15 protein-coding genes are annotated in these 20,014 nt (G+C 59.8%); 6 read left to right on the forward strand and 9 right to left on the reverse strand.

Features of this window, described 5'->3' with window-relative positions; genetic code table 11:
• The first annotated feature begins 47 nt into the window (after positions 1 to 47).
• Positions 48 to 4,811 (forward strand): dermonecrotic toxin domain-containing protein, encoded by a 4,764-nt coding sequence (locus U5A08_RS06460; protein ID WP_321850833.1) that lies wholly within the window; start codon positions 48 to 50, stop codon positions 4,809 to 4,811.
• A 9-nt stretch (positions 4,812 to 4,820) separates the two neighbouring features.
• On the opposite strand, the gene U5A08_RS06465 is transcribed toward U5A08_RS06460, so the two are convergent.
• The 4 genes from U5A08_RS06465 to U5A08_RS06480 form a co-directional block, all read right to left on the reverse strand.
• Positions 4,821 to 5,234 carry a SufE family protein gene (locus U5A08_RS06465; protein ID WP_321850835.1) on the reverse strand — a complete coding sequence of 138 codons (414 nt, stop codon included), beginning with the start codon at positions 5,232 to 5,234 and terminating at the stop codon, positions 4,821 to 4,823.
• A complete protein-coding gene (locus U5A08_RS06470) occupies positions 5,231 to 6,436 on the reverse strand; it encodes an aminotransferase class V-fold PLP-dependent enzyme (protein WP_321850837.1) in 1,206 nt (401 codons plus the stop codon). Before U5A08_RS06470 ends, U5A08_RS06465 begins: the two co-directional genes overlap by 4 nt.
• Positions 6,437 to 6,499: 63 nt before the next feature.
• Positions 6,500 to 7,534, reverse strand: coding sequence for a 2,3,4,5-tetrahydropyridine-2,6-dicarboxylate N-succinyltransferase (dapD, locus tag U5A08_RS06475; RefSeq protein ID WP_247399528.1), 1,035 nt, complete (start codon positions 7,532 to 7,534; stop codon positions 6,500 to 6,502).
• A gap of 32 nt (positions 7,535 to 7,566) precedes the next feature.
• Positions 7,567 to 7,929: an ArsC family reductase gene (locus tag U5A08_RS06480; protein WP_276196841.1), complete on the reverse strand. Its 363-nt coding sequence runs from the start codon at positions 7,927 to 7,929 to the stop codon at positions 7,567 to 7,569.
• Between the two features lie 212 nt (positions 7,930 to 8,141).
• Here U5A08_RS06480 and U5A08_RS06485 point away from each other — a divergent pair, with 212 nt between their 5' ends.
• Complete coding sequence (locus tag U5A08_RS06485; protein ID WP_253393759.1) at positions 8,142 to 9,785, forward strand: Na+/H+ antiporter; 1,644 nt, start codon at positions 8,142 to 8,144, stop codon at positions 9,783 to 9,785.
• Between the two features lie 51 nt (positions 9,786 to 9,836).
• Here U5A08_RS06485 and U5A08_RS06490 read toward each other — a convergent pair whose 3' ends face one another.
• The 5 genes from U5A08_RS06490 to map all read right to left on the reverse strand — a co-directional run bounded on the left by U5A08_RS06490 (position 9,837) and on the right by map (position 16,324).
• Positions 9,837 to 10,619: a M12 family metallopeptidase gene (locus U5A08_RS06490; protein WP_321850841.1), complete on the reverse strand. Its 783-nt coding sequence runs from the start codon at positions 10,617 to 10,619 to the stop codon at positions 9,837 to 9,839.
• Positions 10,620 to 10,732: 113 nt separating this feature from the next.
• Positions 10,733 to 11,446, reverse strand: a complete 714-nt coding sequence (locus U5A08_RS06495) for a M12 family metallopeptidase (protein WP_253393761.1) — start codon at positions 11,444 to 11,446, stop codon at positions 10,733 to 10,735.
• Positions 11,447 to 11,535: 89 nt separating this feature from the next.
• Positions 11,536 to 12,735, reverse strand: coding sequence for a succinyldiaminopimelate transaminase (gene dapC, locus U5A08_RS06500; RefSeq protein ID WP_253393762.1), 1,200 nt, complete (start codon positions 12,733 to 12,735; stop codon positions 11,536 to 11,538).
• 39 nt (positions 12,736 to 12,774) lie between these two features.
• Positions 12,775 to 15,477: a [protein-PII] uridylyltransferase gene (locus tag U5A08_RS06505; protein WP_253393763.1), complete on the reverse strand. Its 2,703-nt coding sequence runs from the start codon at positions 15,475 to 15,477 to the stop codon at positions 12,775 to 12,777.
• A 64-nt stretch (positions 15,478 to 15,541) separates the two neighbouring features.
• On the reverse strand, positions 15,542 to 16,324 hold the full coding sequence (gene map, locus U5A08_RS06510) for a type I methionyl aminopeptidase (RefSeq protein WP_017844739.1): 783 nt from the start codon (positions 16,322 to 16,324) through the stop codon (positions 15,542 to 15,544).
• A 387-nt stretch (positions 16,325 to 16,711) separates the two neighbouring features.
• Here map and rpsB point away from each other — a divergent pair, with 387 nt between their 5' ends.
• The 4 genes from rpsB (at position 16,712) to frr (ending at position 20,012) form a co-directional block, all read left to right on the forward strand.
• On the forward strand, positions 16,712 to 17,449 hold the full coding sequence (gene rpsB / locus U5A08_RS06515) for a 30S ribosomal protein S2 (protein ID WP_048719953.1): 738 nt from the start codon (positions 16,712 to 16,714) through the stop codon (positions 17,447 to 17,449).
• Positions 17,450 to 17,640: 191 nt separating this feature from the next.
• Positions 17,641 to 18,504 (forward strand): translation elongation factor Ts, encoded by an 864-nt coding sequence (gene tsf, locus U5A08_RS06520; protein WP_253393765.1) that lies wholly within the window; start codon positions 17,641 to 17,643, stop codon positions 18,502 to 18,504.
• A 210-nt stretch (positions 18,505 to 18,714) separates the two neighbouring features.
• On the forward strand, positions 18,715 to 19,458 hold the full coding sequence (gene pyrH, locus U5A08_RS06525) for a UMP kinase (RefSeq protein ID WP_095077480.1): 744 nt from the start codon (positions 18,715 to 18,717) through the stop codon (positions 19,456 to 19,458).
• Entirely contained in the window at positions 19,455 to 20,012 is a 558-nt protein-coding gene (gene frr / locus U5A08_RS06530; RefSeq protein ID WP_253393767.1) for a ribosome recycling factor, read from the forward strand. The genes pyrH and frr overlap by 4 nt, the downstream gene beginning before the upstream one ends.
• Positions 20,013 to 20,014: the final 2 nt, after the last annotated feature.

The following is a 20,014-nucleotide window of genomic DNA, read 5'->3' on the forward strand; positions in this document are numbered from 1 at the left end:
AGGGCATCCTTTGTCCGGGCGCTCATTGTCCATGGTAAGGAAGCCCGATGACCGTTTCTCACCCAGTGGCCCCCGCCACGCCCTCGCTCCCGTTGGCGCAGATGCTCAGGGAGCACTTCAGCTCGCGCCCCTCCCTGGAGGAGGTCGCTGCCCATGTATTGCAGCGTGCCCTTGCCCAGCGTTACGGTTGGTTGCCGATCACGCCCGCCAAGCCGCTGCTGCTGGAACCGGTTTATCGCTACACCGCAGATGGTTTCACTGCGGTGGGATTTGATCGGTCAACGCTGGTCGATGCGTTGATCGAGCGCTTTGTCACGGGGCACTCCGTGGATTACTCCCAGGGGCAGATACTCACCAACAGCCCCCCCGGCTCACCCGCCGTGCCCTTGGCCGTCAACCACCAGGATTTGGAGTGGGCAGTCAATCAGTGGGGGCCTCAGTTGATCAATGCGTATCAGGAAGCGCTGGTCAGTTACTGGATGCGGCCTCACGACAACGGCCTCAGTCGTTTTCGCTGGTTGGCCGGCCAGCTCAAGCAGACATTACTCTCCACCGCCGTTCACTCAACCGCATTGACCTCCCGACAGTTGGAGATGATCCGCCAAGTCGTGTTGATTCCGGATAACGTCTTGCGTGCCTTATCCCACGGTGTGAAGGCGTATATCGTCGATCAGTGGGGAGTCAGTGGTTCTGAGACTCTGGAAATGTTGCGCGGGATTGTTTTGTACGAGCGAATGGAAACGGGTGACACCCTTATTTTGTTCACCCTCTCAGGGGGCATAAAGGTTTTTGCTTCGTACCCTGAGTTAGGGGCGCAATTGTTATCGCTGTTCAGTGCGCTGGCACCGCAGCAACGCATGCAGTGGCGGTTATACGAACCCGGCGGCAACATTTTCGAAAGCTTCAGTCTGACTTTTCTTGCCAAGCAACTGCGCGATATCCAGGACGCGGCACCCCAAGCACAACAGTTCGAGCGGCCGGGGTATGTGTTGGAGCGGGCACTGAAAGTGGCGACCGTCGACTTTGACAGCGTCACGATCCGAGGCAATACCTCGCTGGCCAAATTGCGCCAGGCTTTGCCCGCCTGGTTGGTAATGGCGGACCCTGATCGCCAGCAGGTGATGAGTCAGTTGTTGCAGGACCTGGCCAAAAGCCTGCAGGCGCCTCGCTGGAAACCCTTTGACGAAGACATCCCGGATATTCGTCGATTTGCCCGCCAGGCCCTCATGGCGCAAATGGCCAGGGACTATCCGACCAAACCGGTCCTGGACCCGGACCTGATCAAGGTGACGCTCAAGCTCAATCTGACCCAGGATCTGCCCACTATTGGCCTGTTCTGGAAAGTGCCTTGGGGTTACACCGAAAGTACCCAGACCTTGACCGAGCTGTCCCTGCGCAGCCTTACTGCGGTTGATGCTGAACTGGCCAGTATTTCGGCAGATCAGGGTGTCGACGCGACATGGTTGACGTATGAGGTCGTGCGTGACCTGATTTACGCGGTCAACGTCGGCAAGACCTACCCCGAGCTTGTCTCGCAGCAGCTTAGGGACGATGCCACTCAAGTGGCGTGGCGCAAGGCCCGGTTCGTCGAACAGGTGCGGTTGCAACTGCCCATGCTCGCGCTGGAAAACAGTCTGCGGTATCCCGGCGCGTTTTCGCAGCGTGCTTTCGAGTACGTCGCCTGTGTATTTAAGGCTGACGTTGCGCAGCGTTCGGTGGACGGTCAGGTCATCGTGCTCAGGCCGCTGGCGTTCAAGCTGCGTGCAGGTGCGACGCCGGATGTCGTGCTGAATATGTTTCTGATTGGTCCGCAGGACATTTCAGCAGGCTCATTGGTGCTGTTTCGACCCATGGCGTCGGTCAAGCTGATTGAGTTCAGCAGCCTGACCGCCTTGTTCGATGCGATCGCCGACCCCGGTCGGTTGCAATACGACGTGCTGGCCTGGATGAGCGAGTCGGCGCGCACGCGCTACACGCGCCAGGGGTTCAGGGCACCGCATATTTCAGTGCTGAACGTGATCGATTTTGCCCAGTCGCTCTGGAGCCCCTCATCGGCGCTGATAGATGATCGTGTCGTGACCGGTGACTACCTGGAGTTTCTCTACCAAAGCACTGTCGATGCACTGTTGACCTTGGCCGATCAGCAATCAGTCTCCAACCTGCAAGCGTTCTGGACATGGGTCAAGCTCAAGGGCGGCATGAGTTTGAGCGCGCTGCTGCCACTGGTCGGCGGGCCGGCGGGCCAGGTGCTCCGCTGGCTGGCGCCGGCTTGGCTGGCGGTACAGGACCTTCAGGGGATCGAGCAGGGTGATACGCCGGATAAAATGCTGGGCGTGGCTGATCTGTTGATGAATATCGCAATGCTCCTGCTTAACGCTGGCAACGCATTGCGCAAAGTGGGGCAGGTGGTACAACTGGACACCTTGTTGGATCAGGCGCAAGGCCTCATCGGTGATGAACGGGAGATCGAGTTTTCCTGGCACGAAGAAGGTGACAGCCTGCTGGGTGGCGGCACACAGAGTCATTCTTCCAGCAATACCACGCAGTTGGATACCGTGCAGTCGACCTCCTCGCTGGTGCGCGAGCAACCGGTTTTGGAGCAACCGTGGGACGGTTTGTACCGACGTCTGTCGGCGATTCGTCAGGCTGAGATCGAGTTGTTTCGCATCAGTCGTCCCCTCAATGTTCGCCGCATTGACGCCGGTCGTACCCGAGGGCTTTATCGCAACGACGCTGGTTTGTATGCGCAGGTCGTTGAAGACTGGTATGCCGTGGAGGACTCGGGTTCGCGGGTGCTGGCAGTGGATACCGAACATCCCTTTCGAAAAGGACCGGAGCTGATCAGTGATGGCGTAGGGGGATGGTCCTTCTTGCCGGAGGATCAGCCGCCAGAGAACACCTTGATGCGTCGCTATTCACAACGTGCCGAGCAACTTGCACAAGACGCGCTGCGCCGTACAGCGCTGGAGGCGGAGTATCTCAAACTGTTTCAGGAATTTACGGATGAACAGTTATCCGACGATAGCCTTATCAAGGCGTTGAGCGGCGGGGAGGGCGATTTCGCCGCCCAGGAACAATTGATCGTCGAGCAGTTGGCTCGGATGGAGACGGCCGCCTGGCGGTCGGGGAAGTTGCTGGAGTTTTTGAAAGCGCGCCGTCGCCTTCAGGTCATCAAGGGCTTCAGCGACCTGCATAATCGGTTTTCCGCCGGCAAGGTGCTGGCCTGGCGTAATCAGGTGGAGTTGCTGAGCAGCAAGCGCAGAATCCTGCTCCAGCAGGATGTGTTTGAAGCGAAGGTATTTGACGTCATGCAACTGCCCGCTGTTGTGGGGGACGTCAAGCTGTTCGCCACGCTCTCAAAGCGGTTACCGCAGTATTCGGAGCTGCAAACCAAGGCCATTGCTCTGTGTTCAGACGCCGAGCAGACGCTTGAGCACATGCAGGCGCAGGGGCGAATCGGCGACACCACCATGCAGGGCCTGACCTCCAGCGACTGGGCGGGCAGGCGCATGTCGTTCAAGTGGCGAGAGCTTCAATTACGCACGCTAGCGTTGCAGTGTTTTGAACCCGGTGACGTGCGGATCAACCATGTGGCGTTCGACCTCATCAATGAGGTGAATCAGTTGGCCAGTCTCAGGCTGATGACCTGTGTCGAGCTATTTTCATCGCACCGCTTCACCTTGGAGCAAGAGCTGCGTGTGTTGAATGGCGCTTTTGACGGATTGGTCGTGGCCGACTACAAACTCACCTATCAACTGAATGCGTTGCCCAGTTATATCAATCGTAAGGCGCTGGATAGCTACCATGCGTTTGTCCGGTCGTTGAAGGCGCGTGTGGAGGAGCAGTTGCTCGAACACTATGGTGATTTCGATGCGGCTGGAACCGTGGCGGGGAATGGTGGACGACCGCTGAGTACCACGGTGATGCTTGCCACCCGTTTGCGGGGATTGTTGATCGGGAAGCGACGCAATGCCGCCGAAGGCGAGTCTATCGAACTTGAGTATGCCGACCTGCTTGAACCCTTCGACCATCGCGTGGTGATGTCATTTAAGCGGTTTTTGGACGACCCTCAGGGCGACTGGTCACAGATCGCCGCTCGCGAGACGGGGCCAGTCACGAAGAGCGCTTATGGCCTTTTGATTGGCGCCAATGCCGAGGCGGTTCGGTTAGTCAGCCTGGCGCCTGATAAGTTGCAAGAGGCGGCTCGCATGGCGCTCTTTTCCCAGGTATCACCTCTGGAGTTGCGTATGGATATGCTGCGATATGTGCAAAAAATGCACAGGCAGCGTGAGGTGTTGGTTGAGGCGATGGCAGCCCCCGGCATGCTCGAACGGCACCCTGAAGACTATGCGTCGGCTCAAGAAACGATGCGACGATTGGAGGCTCAAGTTGGACATTTTATTGGCGAGGCGGTGCGCAGGCGTAACGCGATGGCGTTGGCGCGGCCCCCCTCGTCCGAGGGGTTGCTACTGCTTTTCGATGCCGGGGTGATTGAAGTCGAAGAGGTCAAACTGGGACTGCGCCCGGAGCAACTGCGCGGCGGTGAGCTGCTTCGCTATTTTGAGGTCAGGGAGGCCAGCAGTGGCGCAGTGTTGTGGGTCGCACACTTTCATTACGCCAACGTACTGGCGCGCAATGCGGGGTATCAATTCTCTCGTGGGCACCTCAAGCCCTTTGCTCGGCGGTCAATCAGTTACGGAAAACTCAAGCAACAGGCGCTGACGGATGAAGAGCGCCTGAATGTCTATCGCATGAACCTCGATCATGGCATTGCAGGGAAAGTCTTTTTTGACCCCCTCGCCGACCAATAACCACTTCACTCATGAGTGCTGTGAACTCAGCACTCGCATACGTTGCAAGACCGCATTCAGGCCATTGCTGCGCGACGGCGACAACTGGCGCGACAGCCCCAGTTGATTGAACCAGTCGGGCAAGTCGACCGCCTGCAACTCGGCGGCCGACAGCCCGTTGACCCGCGCCAGCAGCAACGCCACCAGCCCGCGGATCATGCGGGCTTCGCTGCTGGCGGCGAACTGCCAATGGCCGTCGGAGAAACGCCCGACCAGCCACACCAGGCTCTCGCAGCCCTGCACCAGATTGGCCTCGACCTTGTCTTCGTCCGCCAGTGGCGGCAGCCGCTCGCCCCATTGCATCAGCAGGCGCGCGCGTTGCTCCCAACTGCCCACCGCCTGAAACGACTCAAGCGCGCTGACGGCCTCGACCGGCAGGCTCATCGCAGCATATCCAGTGCCTGGTCCAGCGCTTCAAAGAATCGCTCCAGATCATCGGAGTCGTTGTACAGCGCCAGGGATACGCGAATCGCCCCCGACAAGTGCATCGCCTTGAGCAGCGGCATTGCGCAATGATGGCCGGCGCGCACGGCAATGCCCTGCTCGGTCAGCAAGTGCGCAAGATCGGCGTTATGCACGCCTTCCACCACGAAACTGACCAACGCCACCTGCGGCGCGCCCAGCACGCGCACGCCATTGCGCGCTTTCAGCCCGCGCAACAGGTAGTCGTGCAGCGCAGCTTCGTGGGCGATGACCGCCGGTTGATCCAGTGAATTGAGGTAATCCAGGCTGGCACCGAGGCCGATCACGCTGGCAATCGGTGGAGTGCCGGCCTCGAACCCCAGCGGCGCGGGGCGGAAGCTGGCGTTGTGGTAATCGGCCTGTTGCACCATTTCGCCGCCGAACTGCCAGTGGCGCAACTGATGCAGGGCTTGGGTGCGGCCATACAGCACGCCGACGCCGTCCGGGCCGTAGAGTTTGTGGCTGGAAAATACGTAGAAGTCGCAGCCCAGAGCTTGTACGTCGTGGCGGCCATGGACGATGCCCTGGGCGCCATCGACCACGGTCAGCGCGCCCTCGGCCTTGGCCATGGTCAGCAGGTGTTCCAGCGGTTGCCAGGTGCCCAGCACGTTGGACAGTTGGCTCACCGCCAGCAGGCGCGTGCGCGGGCCGATCAGCGCGGCGGCGGCCTCAAGGTCGATCATGCCGTCGTCGCCAACGGGCAGGATCACCAGTTCCAGCGCGCGACGTTTGGCCAGTTGCTGCCAGGGCAGCAGGTTGGCGTGATGTTCCAGGGCGCTGATGACAATTTCATCGCCCGCATTGAATAAGTGCTCGAGGCCATAGGCCAAGAGGTTCAGCGCCGACGTCGCGCCGTGAGTGAAGACGATGTGCCCGCTGTCTCCTGCATTCAACCACTGCGCGACCTTGCTGCGACTGTCCTCGAAGGCCTGGGTCGCGTGGGCGCCCGGCAAATGTTGGGCACGGTGAACGTTGGCGGCGCCATTGGCGTAGTAATGGCTGATCGCGTCCAGCAGGGCTTGGGGTTTTTGCGCGGTGGCGGCGCTGTCCAGATAGGTCTGGTCTTGCCGTTGCAGGGTGGCGATGGCCGGAAAGTCGACGCGCCAGGGGGAGGGCACAAGCATGGTGTTCAAGACTCGTATAAGCGAGCCCCGGTGCGGGGCTCGCTAGTGGCATCGAGTCGCTGCTTAGTTGTGAGCGTGCAGCGCTTCGTTCAGTTCGATGGCCGATTTGTGGGTTTTGCACTCCACGGCACCGGTCTCGGAGTTACGGCGGAACAGCAGGTCCGGCTGGCCGGCCAGCTCACGCGCCTTGACCACTTTAACCAGTTGGTTGCGCTCGTCGAGCAGCGCAACCTTGGTCCCGGCGGTGACGTACAGGCCCGATTCCACGGTGTTGCGGTCGCCCAGCGGGATACCGATACCGGCGTTGGCGCCGATCAGGCAACCTTCGCCGACTTTGATCACGATGTTGCCGCCACCCGACAAGGTGCCCATGGTGGAGCAACCGCCGCCCAGGTCCGAGCCTTTGCCGACAAATACGCCTGCCGAGACACGGCCTTCGATCATGCCCGGGCCTTCGGTGCCGCCGTTGAAGTTGACGAAACCTTCGTGCATCACGGTGGTGCCTTCGCCCACGTAGGCGCCCAGGCGGATACGCGCAGCGTCAGCGATACGCACGCCGCTGGGTACGACGTAATCGGTCATTTTCGGGAACTTGTCCACCGAGAACACTTCCAGCAGCTCGCCACGCAGGCGCGCTTCCAGTTGGCGTTCGGCCAGCTCATTGATGTCGATCGCGCCCTGGCTGGTCCAGGCCACGTTCGGCAATTGCGGGAACACACCGGCCAGGCTCAGGCCGTGGGGCTTGACCAGGCGATGGGACAGCAGGTGCAGCTTGAGGTAGGCCTCAGGCGTGGAGGTCAGTGCGGCGTCTTCGGCCAGCAGGGTGGCGACCAGCGGGGTATGGCTTTCAGCCAGGCGGTTCAGCAGGGCCGCTTGGGTCGCGTCGACGCCTTTGAGTGCGTCCGCCAGTTGCAGGGCTTGGGCGACGGTGAACGTGATCGCCTGGTTGCCTTCGCTGTAACCGAGGATCGGCGCGATGGCTGCGACGATTTCTGCCGACGGGTGGAGCAAGGGTTGTGCGTAAAACACTTCCAGCCAAGCACCTTGGCGGTTCTGAGTGCCGACGCCGAAGCCCAGGCTGAACAGGGAATTGGACATGCTGTTACCTCTACAAAAATGGAATGGCTGGCCTACTTGAGGGCCGCCGAATAAGTGTCTGGCTTGAAGCCAATCAGGGTTCTGTCACCGAGATCAAGCACTGGGCGCTTGATCATCGAAGGTTGTGCGAGCATCAATTCAATGGCTTTCGACTGATCGAGATCGGCTTTGCGTTCGTCTTCGAGTTTGCGAAAGGTGGTGCCCGCACGGTTCAAAACCACCTGCCAACCGTGCTCGTTGCACCATTGGGTCAAGTGTTCGCGGTCGATACCGGCCGTTTTGTAGTCGTGGAACGCATAGCTCACGCCGTGCTCGTCGAGCCAGGTGCGGGCTTTTTTCATGGTGTCGCAGGCTTTGATGCCGAAAAGGTGCAACGTTTTGCTTGATACGGTCAAGGAATTGCCCCCCTTTGGACCAATGAAAATGAAAGGTCTGGGATTATGCCACGACCAGCGGCTTTGGGTGCCGCTCGTCTCTAGCGTGGATTGCCCTGTGCGACTATTGTGCGAAAGCCATCGCGCAGCATAGGCGGCTAATATGGCACTTCAATGGTGAGTTGTTGCCTGATGTGTGTCGTTGCAAGTCGATTGTCCGGGAAACCCGCGTTATGCAAACCGCCTACACCGTTCTTATCCTGCTGATGCTGGTCAGCGTTTCGCGGCTGGTCTGGCGAGTCATCCCGCTGCCGTTACCCCTCGTGCAGATTGCCGCCGGGGCTTTGCTGGCCTGGCCCACGCTGGGGCTGCATGTCGCGCTGGACCCGGAGTTGTTCCTGTTTCTGTTTCTGCCGCCGCTGCTGTTCTCCGATGGCTGGCGCATGCCCAAGCGCGAATTGTGGCGCCTGCGCGGGCCGATTCTGACGTTGGCGGTAGGGCTGGTGCTGTTCACCGTGGTTGGCGCCGGCTACTTCATTCATTGGCTATTGCCTTCGATTCCGTTGCCGGTGGCGTTTGCCCTGGCGGCGGTATTGTCGCCGACGGACGCCGTGGCGGTGTCGGCCATTTCCCAGAACCGTTTACCCACGCCCTTGATGCATATGCTTCAGGGCGAGGCCTTGATGAACGATGCCACGGGCCTGGTGACGTTCAAGTTCGCCCTGGTGGCAGCCTTGACCGGGGTGTTTTCCCTGGCGGATGCCAGCCTGACCTTTGTACTGGTGGCCATCGGCGGTCTGGCGGTTGGGATTGCGTTGAGCTGGCTGGTGGGGCGCCTGCGTGTCTGGATGATTGCGCGAGGCTGGGACGACCCGGCCACCCACGTTGTGTTCATGTTGCTGCTGCCGTTTGCCGCCTATGTTCTGGCCGAACGCCTGGGCGCATCGGGCATTCTCTCGGCGGTGGCGGCGGGCATGATGCAAAGCTGGCTGGACCTGCTGCCCCGCCAGACCAGCACGCGCTTGCTCAATCGCAGTGTGTGGTCGCTGCTGGAGTTTGCCTTCAATGGCTTGATCTTCCTGCTATTGGGCCTGCAACTGCCGGACATTATCAAGGCGGTGGCGAGTCATGAAACCACGCTGTGGCCGACCCTGCTGTATCGCTGCCTGGACGTGATCGCGATCTTCCTGGTGCTGTTGGTATTGCGGTTCATTTGGGTGCAAAGCATCTGGCGTCTGTCGGGTGTGCTCCGGCGCCTGCGTGGGAAAAGCGAGCTTACCCTGGTGCCGACGGCGCGCTCCTGCTGGCTGTTGACCGTGGGCGGCGTGCGTGGGGCGGTGACGTTGGCCGGTGTGATGTCGGTGCCCTTGCTGCTGGCGCCGGGCAAGGCGTTCCCGGAGCGCGACCTGCTGATCTTTATCGCGGCCGGGGTGATCCTGCTGTCGCTCGTTGCTGCGTGTATTGCGTTGCCGCTGCTGCTGCGCGGCATTGAAAAAAGCCCCGATGAAAAACATCACAATGAAGTGCGCGAGGCTTGGAAAAAGACCGCCGTGGCCGCGATCCATGCGCTTGAGGTCGAAGATCCTACCGAGAGCGCTCCCGCGGACGCCGCTCAGGCCGCACTGGCTACCGAGTTGAAGGCGCGACTGATGTCGGAATACCGGCATCAGTTGGATGTCTTTAACGACTCCGCCGAAGCCCAGGCGCTCGCGTTGCAGATGGACCAACTGGAGCGAAAACTGCGGCTCAAGGCCCTGCGCGCGCAGCGCTTGGAGTTGTATAGCCTGAGCCGTCATCACCGAATTGGGGATGACGTGTTGAGGGAAGTGTTGAGCGAACTGGATATGAGTGAAGCGAACCTGGGATCGCCGAAGTAGGCAATTGGCTGTCGCTGCGGCCCGTGCCCTCGACGCTGAGTGTGCAACGCCTTAAACGGTGCAGTCGAAGTCGGCATCACGAAAGCGTGGATGACGGATCACGGGGGGCATGGGCGCGGCTTGAGGGTAGGCTTTTTTGGCCCAGGCAATGTCTCCGTCACTCAGTGACCTGTTCTCGATATGCGCCCGCTTGCCATCGGTCTGGTCCGGGCTGACCGCATAGTGCATGACCGAGTCAGGGTCGTAAGGCAGCAAGTCATAAGCGCTGCTGCGCGTCAGCGGCAGGACGTTGTCCCGTACCTGATGCGGGTTGGGGCTGCGGCGGTAGGCCTGGTGGATGTTTTCACGGTTCCAGGGAATGTTGGCGTCGGGATGCTGGTGGGCGTGATGGGCGCCCAGCATGTGCCCGAATTCATGCAGGACGGTGTATTCGAATCGAGGATCGTTGTGATCCATGGGCAGGCGCATGGTTGGCATCCCAAGCGGTATGTTCCGCGCATCGGTGCCTACGGATGACGCGCCGCCGTTATCGCCTGGCGGATTCTGTGCGATACGGATATCGCCGCTGTCGCCCGAGACAAAATCAAACTTCAGGTTGATATGGGGCAGCCAATGGCTGGCGGCTTTTTTGACCGCCAGCACGTATTTATCGTCCGTTTCATACTCATACATGGCGATCGTAAGGGTCGTGTTTTGCGGCCAGTATTTGCCGGGTTCGCCGACACTGCGTCGACTTCTCGAAAGGCTGGACGTTGGCGTGGCACTATCGGCGCTTTCGCCAGGCGGCCAGTGAGTGCCAGGCTGATAAGCGGCTTCGGGGGCGAGGGTTATCATTGAATGTTTCCTGCGGCAGGTCGGGACTGGACGTTGGTTGATTCGTGCCAAAGGCAGGAAAGTTCCCGGCGGTGTTGAGTGAATACGTGAGCCTATGTTTACCCCTGTGCCCGCTACGTCGGGTTGACCGGGGGGTACAGCATTCTGATCGTTTGCTTGTCGCCTGCGGAAAGGGTTGTGTTGTGAGGAGTGGCCTGGCCGTTGTGCCTCAGTGCCGCCGGAACTTCATAATGCATCACGGACCGCTGATCGTATGGGGTGATCTGCAGACCGGGCCGGTTGTCTGGTTCAAGGACGTGTTCGCGCACCATGGCTTCGCTGAAAATATTGCTGGTGTAGTAGTCATACGCCTCGGGCTCGTTCCAATCCAGGGTGTTCTGCGGGTGCTGGTGCTCGTGCAACAACCCGAGGGCGTGGCCGAATTCGTGCAGGGCCGTACCGCGGAACTTCTTCGAGTCGTCAGTCCGGTTGAGGTGCATCGTGGGTTGATCTTCATCGATGTCCCTGGCCGCTGTGCCAATGGCGGACCAATTGCCCTTGAGCCCTTCATCGTCCGAAATGCGAATATCGCCCTTTTTGCCATCGACGATATTGAAGTGCAGTGTCGGCGTGTGGTGGGCCCATTCGCGAATAGCGTCCACCACCAGCGCTTTGCTTTTTTCGTCCTTCAGGTCGAGCGCAACGGTGACCACACCGTCCGGCCAGCGTTTGTCGTTGTCGGCGATGCCTCTTTTTGTTCGCCTGGCGGATTCGGGAGGGGAGATGCCGTTATTCGAGGGCGGCTCATAAGCGGGGGGAGGGGTGAGCGACGAGGTGATTGGGTTCATAGGCAATACTCGTAGGAAGTTTGCCTGTTAGTGGTGAGCGAGTGAAGGAGGTTCCCGCACTGTGCGACACAGTGCGGGATTTGGCGAGGTTACTTCCTGCGCTGAATGAAGTCGCTGATCCGCTCAGCCGCTTCCACGCACTCCGCCAGTGGTGCAACCAATGCCATACGCACGCGGCCGGCACCTGGGTTGACACCCTCTACATCCCGCGACAGGTACGAACCGGGCACCACGGTGACGTGTTCTTCGACGAACAAGTCCCGGCAGAAGGCGGCATCGTCACCGTCTACATTCGGCCACAGGTAGAAACCGCCGTCGGGAGCTTGCACGTCCAGTACCGGCTTGAGGATCGCCAGCACGGCGTCGAATTTTTCCCGATACAGGTCGCGGTTGGCCTGGACGTGGGCTTCGTCCTGCCAGGCGGCGATGCTCGCCAGTTGGGTTTGCACCGGCATCGCGCAGCCGTGGTAGGTGCGGTACAGCAGGAAGGCCTTGAGGATGTCGGCGTCGCCAGCCACGAAACCGGAGCGCAGGCCCGGCAGGTTGGAGCGCTTGGACAGGCTGTGGAACACCACGCAGCGCTTGAAGTCCTGGCGGCCGAGTTCGACGCAGGCGCTCAACAGACCCGGCGGCGGGCTTTGTTCGTCGAAGTACAGTTCGCTGTAGCACTCGTCGGCGGCAATCACGAAGTCATATTCGTCGGCCAGGGCGATGAGCTTTTTCAGGGTGTCGACCGGGATCAAGGCGCCGGTCGGGTTGCCGGGGGAGCACAGGAACAGGATCTGGCAGCGTTTCCAGACGTCTGGCGACACGGCGTCGAAGTCCGGGTTGAAGCCATTGGCGTCCAGGCACGGCAGGTAGTACGGCTTGGCGCCGGCCAGGAACGCGGCGCCTTCATAGATCTGGTAGAACGGGTTCGGGCTCACCACCAGTGCATCGTCACTGCGATTGACCACGGCTTGGGTGAAGGCGAACAGCGCCTCGCGGGTGCCGTTGACCGGCAGGATGTTGCGCGCCGGGTCCAGCCAGCCCTTGGGCACATTGAAGCGGCGTTCGCACCAGGCCGCGATGGCTTCGCGCAGCGCAGGAATGCCCAGGGTGGTCGGGTACACCGCCATCTGGTCGAGGTTATTGCTCAACGCCTCGGCGACGAATGTCGGCGATTTATGCTTGGGCTCGCCGATGGACAGCGCGATCGGGCGTTTGTCCGGGTTCGGCGTGACGCTGCCGAGCAGCGCGCGCAATTTTTCGAACGGGTAAGGCTGCAACTGGTTCAGGGCGTTGTTCATCGGTGGATCTCATGCAAGGCGTTAAAAACTGGGCGAGTATCAAATCGTCAGGCGCGTCAGCTCGACGCCGGGTTCCTGGGTCACGCTCAGTTGCTGGACGATTGCATCCTGCAGGCGGCGGCACAGCTCGGGGTCGGACAGCGGCTGGTTATCGGCGTCGGTAATGAAGAACACGTCTTCCACGCGCTCGCCAAGGGTTGCAATCTTGGCGTTCTGCAACGACAGGTCGAACTCCAGGAAAATCCCGCCGATCCGCGCCAGCAGGCCCGGGCGATCCGGTGCGCTGAGTTCCAGCACCGTCACCGGGCGCTGGGCGTCGTTGGAAATGGTCACCTGCGGCGCAAACGCAAAATGCTTGAGCTGGCGCGGCACGCGGCGTTGGATGATGGTCGGGTAGTCATCCGGGTTGCGCAACGCTTCGGTCAGGCCTTCGCGGATCTTTTTCACCCGCACCGGGTTATCGCCGATGGACTCGCCTTCGGTGTCGAGCACGATGTAGGTGTCGAGGGTGAACTGGCTGCTGGAGGTGATGACCCGGGCGTCGTGGATGTTCAGGTTGAGCTGGTCCATGGCCGCCACGGTCACGGCGAAGAAGTCATGCTGGTCGGGGGCGTAGATGAAAATCTGCGTGCCGCCTTCGAACTCGCGTTGGGTCGTTTCTTTGATCAACACCAGCGGGCCGCCGTCGGCCGGTTGCTGCAAGATCGCGTCGCTGTGCCAGGCCACGTCGCCGGCGGTGTGGCGCAGGAAGTAATCGTCGCCCAGTTGCGACCACAATTGCTCGACGTCGTCCGGGTCGTTGCCGCCGCGCACCAGGATGTCCAGGGCCGCGCTTTGGGTGCGGCGGATCTGCTCTTCGCGGTCCACCGGGTTTTCCAGGCCTCGGCGCAGGGCGCGCTTGGTCTCGGTGTACAACTGGCGCAGCAGGCTCGCGCGCCACGAGTTCCACAGCGTCGGGTTGGTGGCGTTGATATCGGAAACCGTCAGCACATACAGGTAGTCGAGGCGGGTCTCATCGCCGACGATCCCGGCGAAGTCGTGGATCACCTGCGGGTCGGACAAGTCCTTGCGTTGGGCGGTGGTCGACATCACCAGGTGGTTCTGCACCAGCCAGACAATCAGGCGGCTGTCCCACAACGGCAACTGGTGGCGCTGGCAGAACGCCTCGGCGTCGACCGCACCGACTTCCGAATGGTCGCCGTGGCGGCCTTTGCCGATGTCGTGGTACAGGCCGGCCAGGTAGATCAGTTCGGGTTTGGGCAGCTTGGCCATTAGCTTACTGGCCAGCGGGAATTTCTCTGACACCTGGCTGTACTGCAGCTTACGCAGGTGCTTGATCAGGTTCAGGGTGTGGGCGTCCACGGTGTAGATGTGGAACAGGTCGTGTTGCATCTGCCCGACGATAAAACCGAACTCCGGCAGGTAACGCCCGAGGATGCCGTAGCGGTTCATCCGCCGCAGGTTGCGGTGGATGCCGATCTTGCACTTGAACAGCTCGATAAACAGGCTGGTGTTGCGGATGTCGTTGCGAAAGTTATCGTCGATCAGGTGACGGTTTTCCCGCAGCAGGCGAATCGTGTCGGCGCGCACGCCTTTGATTTCCGGCTGTTGGGCCATCAGCACGAAAATTTCCAGCATGGCGAACGGCGTGCGGCGAAATACGTTGTCGTTGCGCGCCTCGATATAGCCGTCATGTAGCTGGAAGCGTGCGTTGATCGGCTGCGGCGGGGCTTCGTCTTCCGGGGCCAGGATCACTTCTTCGAAGTGCTGCATGATCAGGTCGCTGAGCTGGGCAATGCTCATGACCACCCGGTAGTACTGCTGCATGAAACTTTCGATGCTGGTCTTCGCGTCTTCACCTTCGAAACCCAGCAGGGTGGCGATGGAGCGCTGATGGTCGAACAGCAGGCGATCTTCGGAGCGCCCTGCGAGCATGTGCAGGGCGTAGCGCACTTTCCAGAGGAATTCCTGGGACGAGGCGAGCAGGGCGTTTTCGCTCTCCACCAGAAAGCCTTCACCGGCCAGGGCGCGCAGGTTCAGGGTGCCGTACTGGCGACGGGCGACCCACAAAATCGTCTGGATATCGCGCAGGCCTCCGGGGGAGCCTTTGACGTTGGGTTCCAGGTTGTATTCGGTGTCGTTGTACTTGTGGTGCCGGGCTTTCTGCTCGGCGCGCTTGGCCAGGAAGAAGTGCTTGCTCGGCCACATTTGCGTGGTGCTGGTGACTTCGAGCATGCGTTGGCGCAGACGCTCGGGGCCGGCGATGGTGCGGCTTTCCATCAGGTTGGTGATGACGGTGAGGTCGGCGCGGGCTTCTTCGGCGCATTCGGCCACCGAACGCACGCTCTGGCCGACTTCCAGGCCAATGTCCCACAGCAGTGTCAGAAAGCGCTCGATGGAATCGCGAAAGATCTCATGGTCGGCGCTGTCCAGCAGGATCAGCAGGTCGATGTCGGAGTAGGGGTGCAACTCACCCCGGCCGTAGCCGCCGACCGCCACCAGGGCGATATCGGCGTCTTCGCTCCAACTGAACTGTTCCCAGGCCTTTTGCAGGATGTTATCGACGAACCAGGCACGGTCCTCGATCAGCCGACGGATGTCCCGGCCACTGCGAAAGCGCTCGTCGAGCACCTCGCGGGCCTGGCGGATAGCCTTCTTGAAGGCGGCGATAGGGCTGGCCTTCAGCGCCAGTTCGGCCTGGAACTGGCCACGGTCGAAGAGTTCGGGGTCCACCTGGGGCATCGTTCGGCTTTCCTTTCTAGCTATCAGTCAGTCACAACACAGTTTGGGAAAACCGGGGCAGCCGTTACGCCGAAATGCGTGGGATCGTGTCGTCCGCGCGCAGGGTGAAGATTTCGTAACCGGTGTCGGTGACCAGCAGGGTGTGTTCCCACTGGGCGGAGAGCTTGCGGTCCTTGGTGATGGCGGTCCAGCCGTCGCCCAGTACCTTGGTGTCGGCCTTGCCCTGGTTGATCATCGGCTCGATGGTGAAGGTCATGCCCGCTTTCAGTTCCATGCCCGTACCGGCACGGCCGTAATGCAAAATCTGCGGCTCTTCGTGGAACACCTTGCCGATGCCGTGGCCGCAGAACTCGCGAACCACCGAGAAGCCGTTCTTTTCAGCGTGCTTCTGGATCACTTCACCGATATCGCCCAGGCGGCAGCCGGGTTTGACGATTTCAATGGCCTTGTACATGCATTCCTGGGTCACCTGTGACAGGCGCTCGGCCCAGACCGGCACAGTGCCGACGTGGAACATGCGGCTGGTATCGCCGTGGTAGCCGTCTTTGATGACGGTGACGTCGATGTTCAGGGTGTCGCCGTCTTTCAGCGGCTTGTCGCCCGGAATCCCGTGGCAGACCACGTGGTTGATCGAGGTGCAGATCGACTTGGGGAAGCCCTTGTAGTTCAGCGGGGCAGGGATAGCCTTTTGCACGTCGACTATATAGTCGTGGCAGATGCGGTCCAGTGTTTCGGTGGTGACGCCGGGCTTGACGTGTTCGGCAATCATTTCCAGCACGTCGGCCGCCAGTTTGCCGGCAACGCGCATGCCAGCGATGTCTTCGGCGGTTTTCAAGGTAACAGTCATACAGGCTCTCTCTAGCGCGAGGCGCTGAAATCAATACGGTTTACGGGTGTGCGGCAAAAGGTTACAGAATTCGCACAAGCCCCAAAAAACCTGATTCTACCAGACGCGGGCGGCAAATCATGAGCGTCTGGCCGTCGGTTGTCTCTATAAAGTGGGGTGATAGTGGCGCTTTTCAAAGGGTTGCGCAAAAGTCGTTGGCGGCAAATGTGATTGCGGGTTTCGTTTTTGCCCTTCGTGTGGTATAAAATGCGCCGCTTTCCGGGGATACCCCGCAGAGCTTAAATCCACACACGTGTCGACACGATGACCTGGGTGCCGGAGGCCTTGATGCCGCTGGTTGGTCATTGGGATACGTGGAGGCCAAACCCGACTTATTAAGGAACTATCATGTCCCAAGTCAACATGCGCGATATGCTGAAGGCCGGTGTGCACTTCGGTCACCAAACCCGTTACTGGAACCCGAAAATGGGTAAATACATTTTCGGCGCGCGTAACAAGATCCACATCATCAACCTTGAAAAAACCCTGCCAATGTTCAACGAAGCTCTGACTTTCGTAGAGCGCCTGGCCCAGGGCAAAAACAAGATTCTGTTCGTCGGCACCAAGCGTTCCGCTGGCAAGATCGTTGCTGAAGAAGCAGCACGTTGCGGTTCGCCGTACGTCGATCACCGCTGGTTGGGCGGCATGCTGACCAACTTCAAAACCATCCGTGCTTCCATCAAGCGTCTGCGTGACCTTGAAGTGCAAGCCGAAGACGGTACTTTCGCCAAGCTGACCAAGAAAGAGGCGCTGATGCGCACTCGCGACCTGGAAAAGCTCGATCGTTCCCTGGGTGGTATCAAGGACATGGGCGGCCTGCCTGACGCACTGTTCGTTATCGACGTTGATCACGAGCGCATCGCGATCACCGAAGCCAACAAACTGGGCATTCCTGTTATCGGCGTAGTCGATACCAACAGCAGCCCTGATGGCGTTGACTACATCATCCCAGGCAACGATGACGCCATCCGCGCTATCCAGTTGTACATGGGTTCGATGGCCGATGCTGTCATCCGTGGTCGCAACCACGTTGCTGGTGGTACCGAGCAGTTCGTTGAAGAAGCTCCGGTAGCCGCAGCTGAGTAATTGACGCCCTGGCGTTGACTCAGTAAGCAAAAAGGGGGCTTGGCCCCCTTTTTGCCCCCTCGAAAACCATTTGTCGGCAGCGCAGCTACATCATCTGTAACGTGCAGCGGCCTACAAGGGAGATTCGGGAAGAATTGATCGCCCGTTTGATCGGGTGGAATGGTTGAAAACCTATCCAAGAGGATTTTGAAATGGCAGAGATTACTGCAGCGTTGGTTAAAGAACTGCGTGAGCGTACCGGCGAAGGCATGATGGATTGCAAAAAGGCCTTGACCAAGGCCGGCGGCGACATCGAAAAAGCCATTGATGACATGCGTGCTTCGGGCGCCATCAAGGCTGCCAAGAAAGCAGGCAACGTTGCTGCTGAAGGTGCTATCGCTCTGGTTGAAGACGGTAAAGTCGCTGTTCTGCTGGAAGTGAACTCGCAGACCGACTTCCTGGCTCTGCAGGATGACTTCAAGGCATTCGTTGCTGCCAGCGTCAAGAAAGCATTCGACGACAAGCTGACTGCTGCTGAGCCGCTGATCGCCGCTCAAGAAGCTGATCGCCTGGTTCTGGTCGGCAAGGTTGGCGAAAACGTCAACATCCGTCGCCTGGCTCGCGTTGAAGGTGATGTTGTCGGCGGTTACCTGCACGGCAACAAAATCGGCGTTGTGGTTGCCCTTAAAGGCGGCAACGTTGAACTGGCCAAAGACATCGCTATGCACGTAGCGGCCAGCAACCCTGAGTTCCTGCTGCCATCGGAAGTGTCCGCTGACGCAATCGAACGTGAAAAAGCCGTGTTCCTGAGCCTCAACGCTGACAAGATCGCGGGCAAGCCAGAGAACATCGTTGAAAACATGATCAAAGGCCGTATCAGCAAGTTCCTGGCTGAAGCGAGCCTGGTTGAGCAGGCGTTCGTCAAGAACCCTGAAATCAAGGTTGGCGAACTGGCCAAGAAAGCCGGTGCTGAAATCGTTTCCTTCACCTACTACAAAGTAGGCGACGGTATCGAGAAGCCGGTCGACAACTTCGCTGAAGAAGTTGCTGCCCAGCTGGCTGCCGCCAAGCAATAAGACAGTTTTCAACTGTCGCCCGAAAGAGGCTGCCCGCTCACGCGCGCAGCCTCTTTTCAAATGGGAAGGTCGATTTTATTTGGCTTCCCCTCGGAACTGGCTTACAAAGCCGTGTTCCGATGGCGCTGTAGCAGCGTCCAGCTAGAGTGAACGCAAGCCGTAAACGGCTCGCCAAGAATTTTTAAAAATACGCCGCAGGAGAGATTCGCAATGGCTCAGCAGGGCAGTGGTTATCAGGCTCGCTATAAACGCATTCTACTCAAGCTTAGCGGCGAGGCCCTGATGGGCTCGGAAGAGTTCGGGATCGATCCCAAGGTGCTCGACCGCATGGCGCTGGAAGTCGGCCAGTTGGTCGGTATCGGCGTACAGGTCGGCCTGGTGATTGGTGGTGGCAACCTGTTCCGCGGTGCAGCACTGAGTGCGGCGGGCATGGACCGGGTCACCGGCGACCACATGGGCATGCTGGCCACTGTGATGAATGCCCTGGCCATGCGCGATGCCCTGGAGCGTGCCAACATCTCGGCGATCGTGATGTCGGCTATTTCCATGGTGGGCGTGACCGATCACTATGATCGCCGCAAAGCCATGCGCCACCTGAACTCCAAAGACGTGGTCATCTTCGCTGCTGGTACGGGCAACCCGTTCTTCACCACCGATTCGGCCGCATGCTTGCGTGCGATTGAAATCGATGCCGACGTCGTGTTGAAAGCCACCAAAGTGGACGGCGTATACACTGCAGATCCATTCAAAGACCCGCATGCCGAGAAGTTCGATCATCTGACCTACGATGAAGTGCTGGATCGCAAGCTGGGCGTGATGGACCTGACGGCAATTTGCCTGTGCCGCGACCACAAGATGCCGCTGCGCGTATTTAATATGAACAAGCCCGGTGCCCTGCTGAACATCGTACACGGCGGCGCGGAAGGGACTCTGATCGAGGAAGGCCAACAATGATCAACGAAATCAAGAAAGACGCTCAAGAGCGTATGCAGAAATCCCTGGACTCTCTGAACCACGCTTTTGGTCAGATTCGTACCGGCAAGGCTCACCCAAGCATTCTGGGTAGCGTGATGGTGCCGTACTACGGCACGGACACCTCCATCACCCAAGTGGCCAATATCACCGTAAAAGACTCGCGCACCCTGCAAGTCGTAGCCTTTGAGCGCAACATGCTCGCGGCGGTCGACAAGGCGATCCAGAGCGCCGGCCTGAACCTCAACCCGACCAACCTGGGCGAGTTGCTGCTGATCTCCATGCCTGCCCTGACTGAAGAAACCCGCAAGGGCTTCACCAAGCAGGCGCGTAGCGCAGCGGAAGATGCACGTGTTGCCGTGCGCAACATCCGTCGCGATGCCCTGGGCGAGCTGAAGAAGCTGGTCAAGGACAAGGAAATCAGCGAAGACGAAGAGCGCCGTGCGGCGGCAGACATCCAGAAGCTGACCGACAAGGCCGAAGCTGATGTCGATGCGGCCACCAAGCAAAAAGAAGCGGACTTGATGGCCGTATAAGG

The sequence above is a fragment of the Pseudomonas paraveronii genome (genome assembly GCF_963681955.1).
Taxonomy (GTDB): domain Bacteria; phylum Pseudomonadota; class Gammaproteobacteria; order Pseudomonadales; family Pseudomonadaceae; genus Aquipseudomonas; species Aquipseudomonas paraveronii.

Coding starts and splice junctions, on each gene's coding strand:
- U5A08_RS06505 (WP_253393763.1), bottom strand. CDS start 15,477: ATGCCCCAGGTGGACCCCGAACTCTTCGACCGTGGCCAGTTCCAGGCC.
- map (WP_017844739.1), bottom strand. CDS start 16,324: ATGACTGTTACCTTGAAAACCGCCGAAGACATCGCTGGCATGCGCGTT.
- frr (WP_253393767.1), top strand. CDS start 19,455: ATGATCAACGAAATCAAGAAAGACGCTCAAGAGCGTATGCAGAAATCC.
- U5A08_RS06460 (WP_321850833.1), top strand. CDS start 48: ATGACCGTTTCTCACCCAGTGGCCCCCGCCACGCCCTCGCTCCCGTTG.
- U5A08_RS06470 (WP_321850837.1), bottom strand. CDS start 6,436: ATGCTTGTGCCCTCCCCCTGGCGCGTCGACTTTCCGGCCATCGCCACC.
- U5A08_RS06490 (WP_321850841.1), bottom strand. CDS start 10,619: ATGATAACCCTCGCCCCCGAAGCCGCTTATCAGCCTGGCACTCACTGG.
- dapC (WP_253393762.1), bottom strand. CDS start 12,735: ATGAACAACGCCCTGAACCAGTTGCAGCCTTACCCGTTCGAAAAATTG.
- U5A08_RS06465 (WP_321850835.1), bottom strand. CDS start 5,234: ATGAGCCTGCCGGTCGAGGCCGTCAGCGCGCTTGAGTCGTTTCAGGCG.
- rpsB (WP_048719953.1), top strand. CDS start 16,712: ATGTCCCAAGTCAACATGCGCGATATGCTGAAGGCCGGTGTGCACTTC.
- dapD (WP_247399528.1), bottom strand. CDS start 7,534: ATGTCCAATTCCCTGTTCAGCCTGGGCTTCGGCGTCGGCACTCAGAAC.
- U5A08_RS06485 (WP_253393759.1), top strand. CDS start 8,142: ATGCAAACCGCCTACACCGTTCTTATCCTGCTGATGCTGGTCAGCGTT.
- tsf (WP_253393765.1), top strand. CDS start 17,641: ATGGCAGAGATTACTGCAGCGTTGGTTAAAGAACTGCGTGAGCGTACC.
- U5A08_RS06495 (WP_253393761.1), bottom strand. CDS start 11,446: ATGAACCCAATCACCTCGTCGCTCACCCCTCCCCCCGCTTATGAGCCG.
- pyrH (WP_095077480.1), top strand. CDS start 18,715: ATGGCTCAGCAGGGCAGTGGTTATCAGGCTCGCTATAAACGCATTCTA.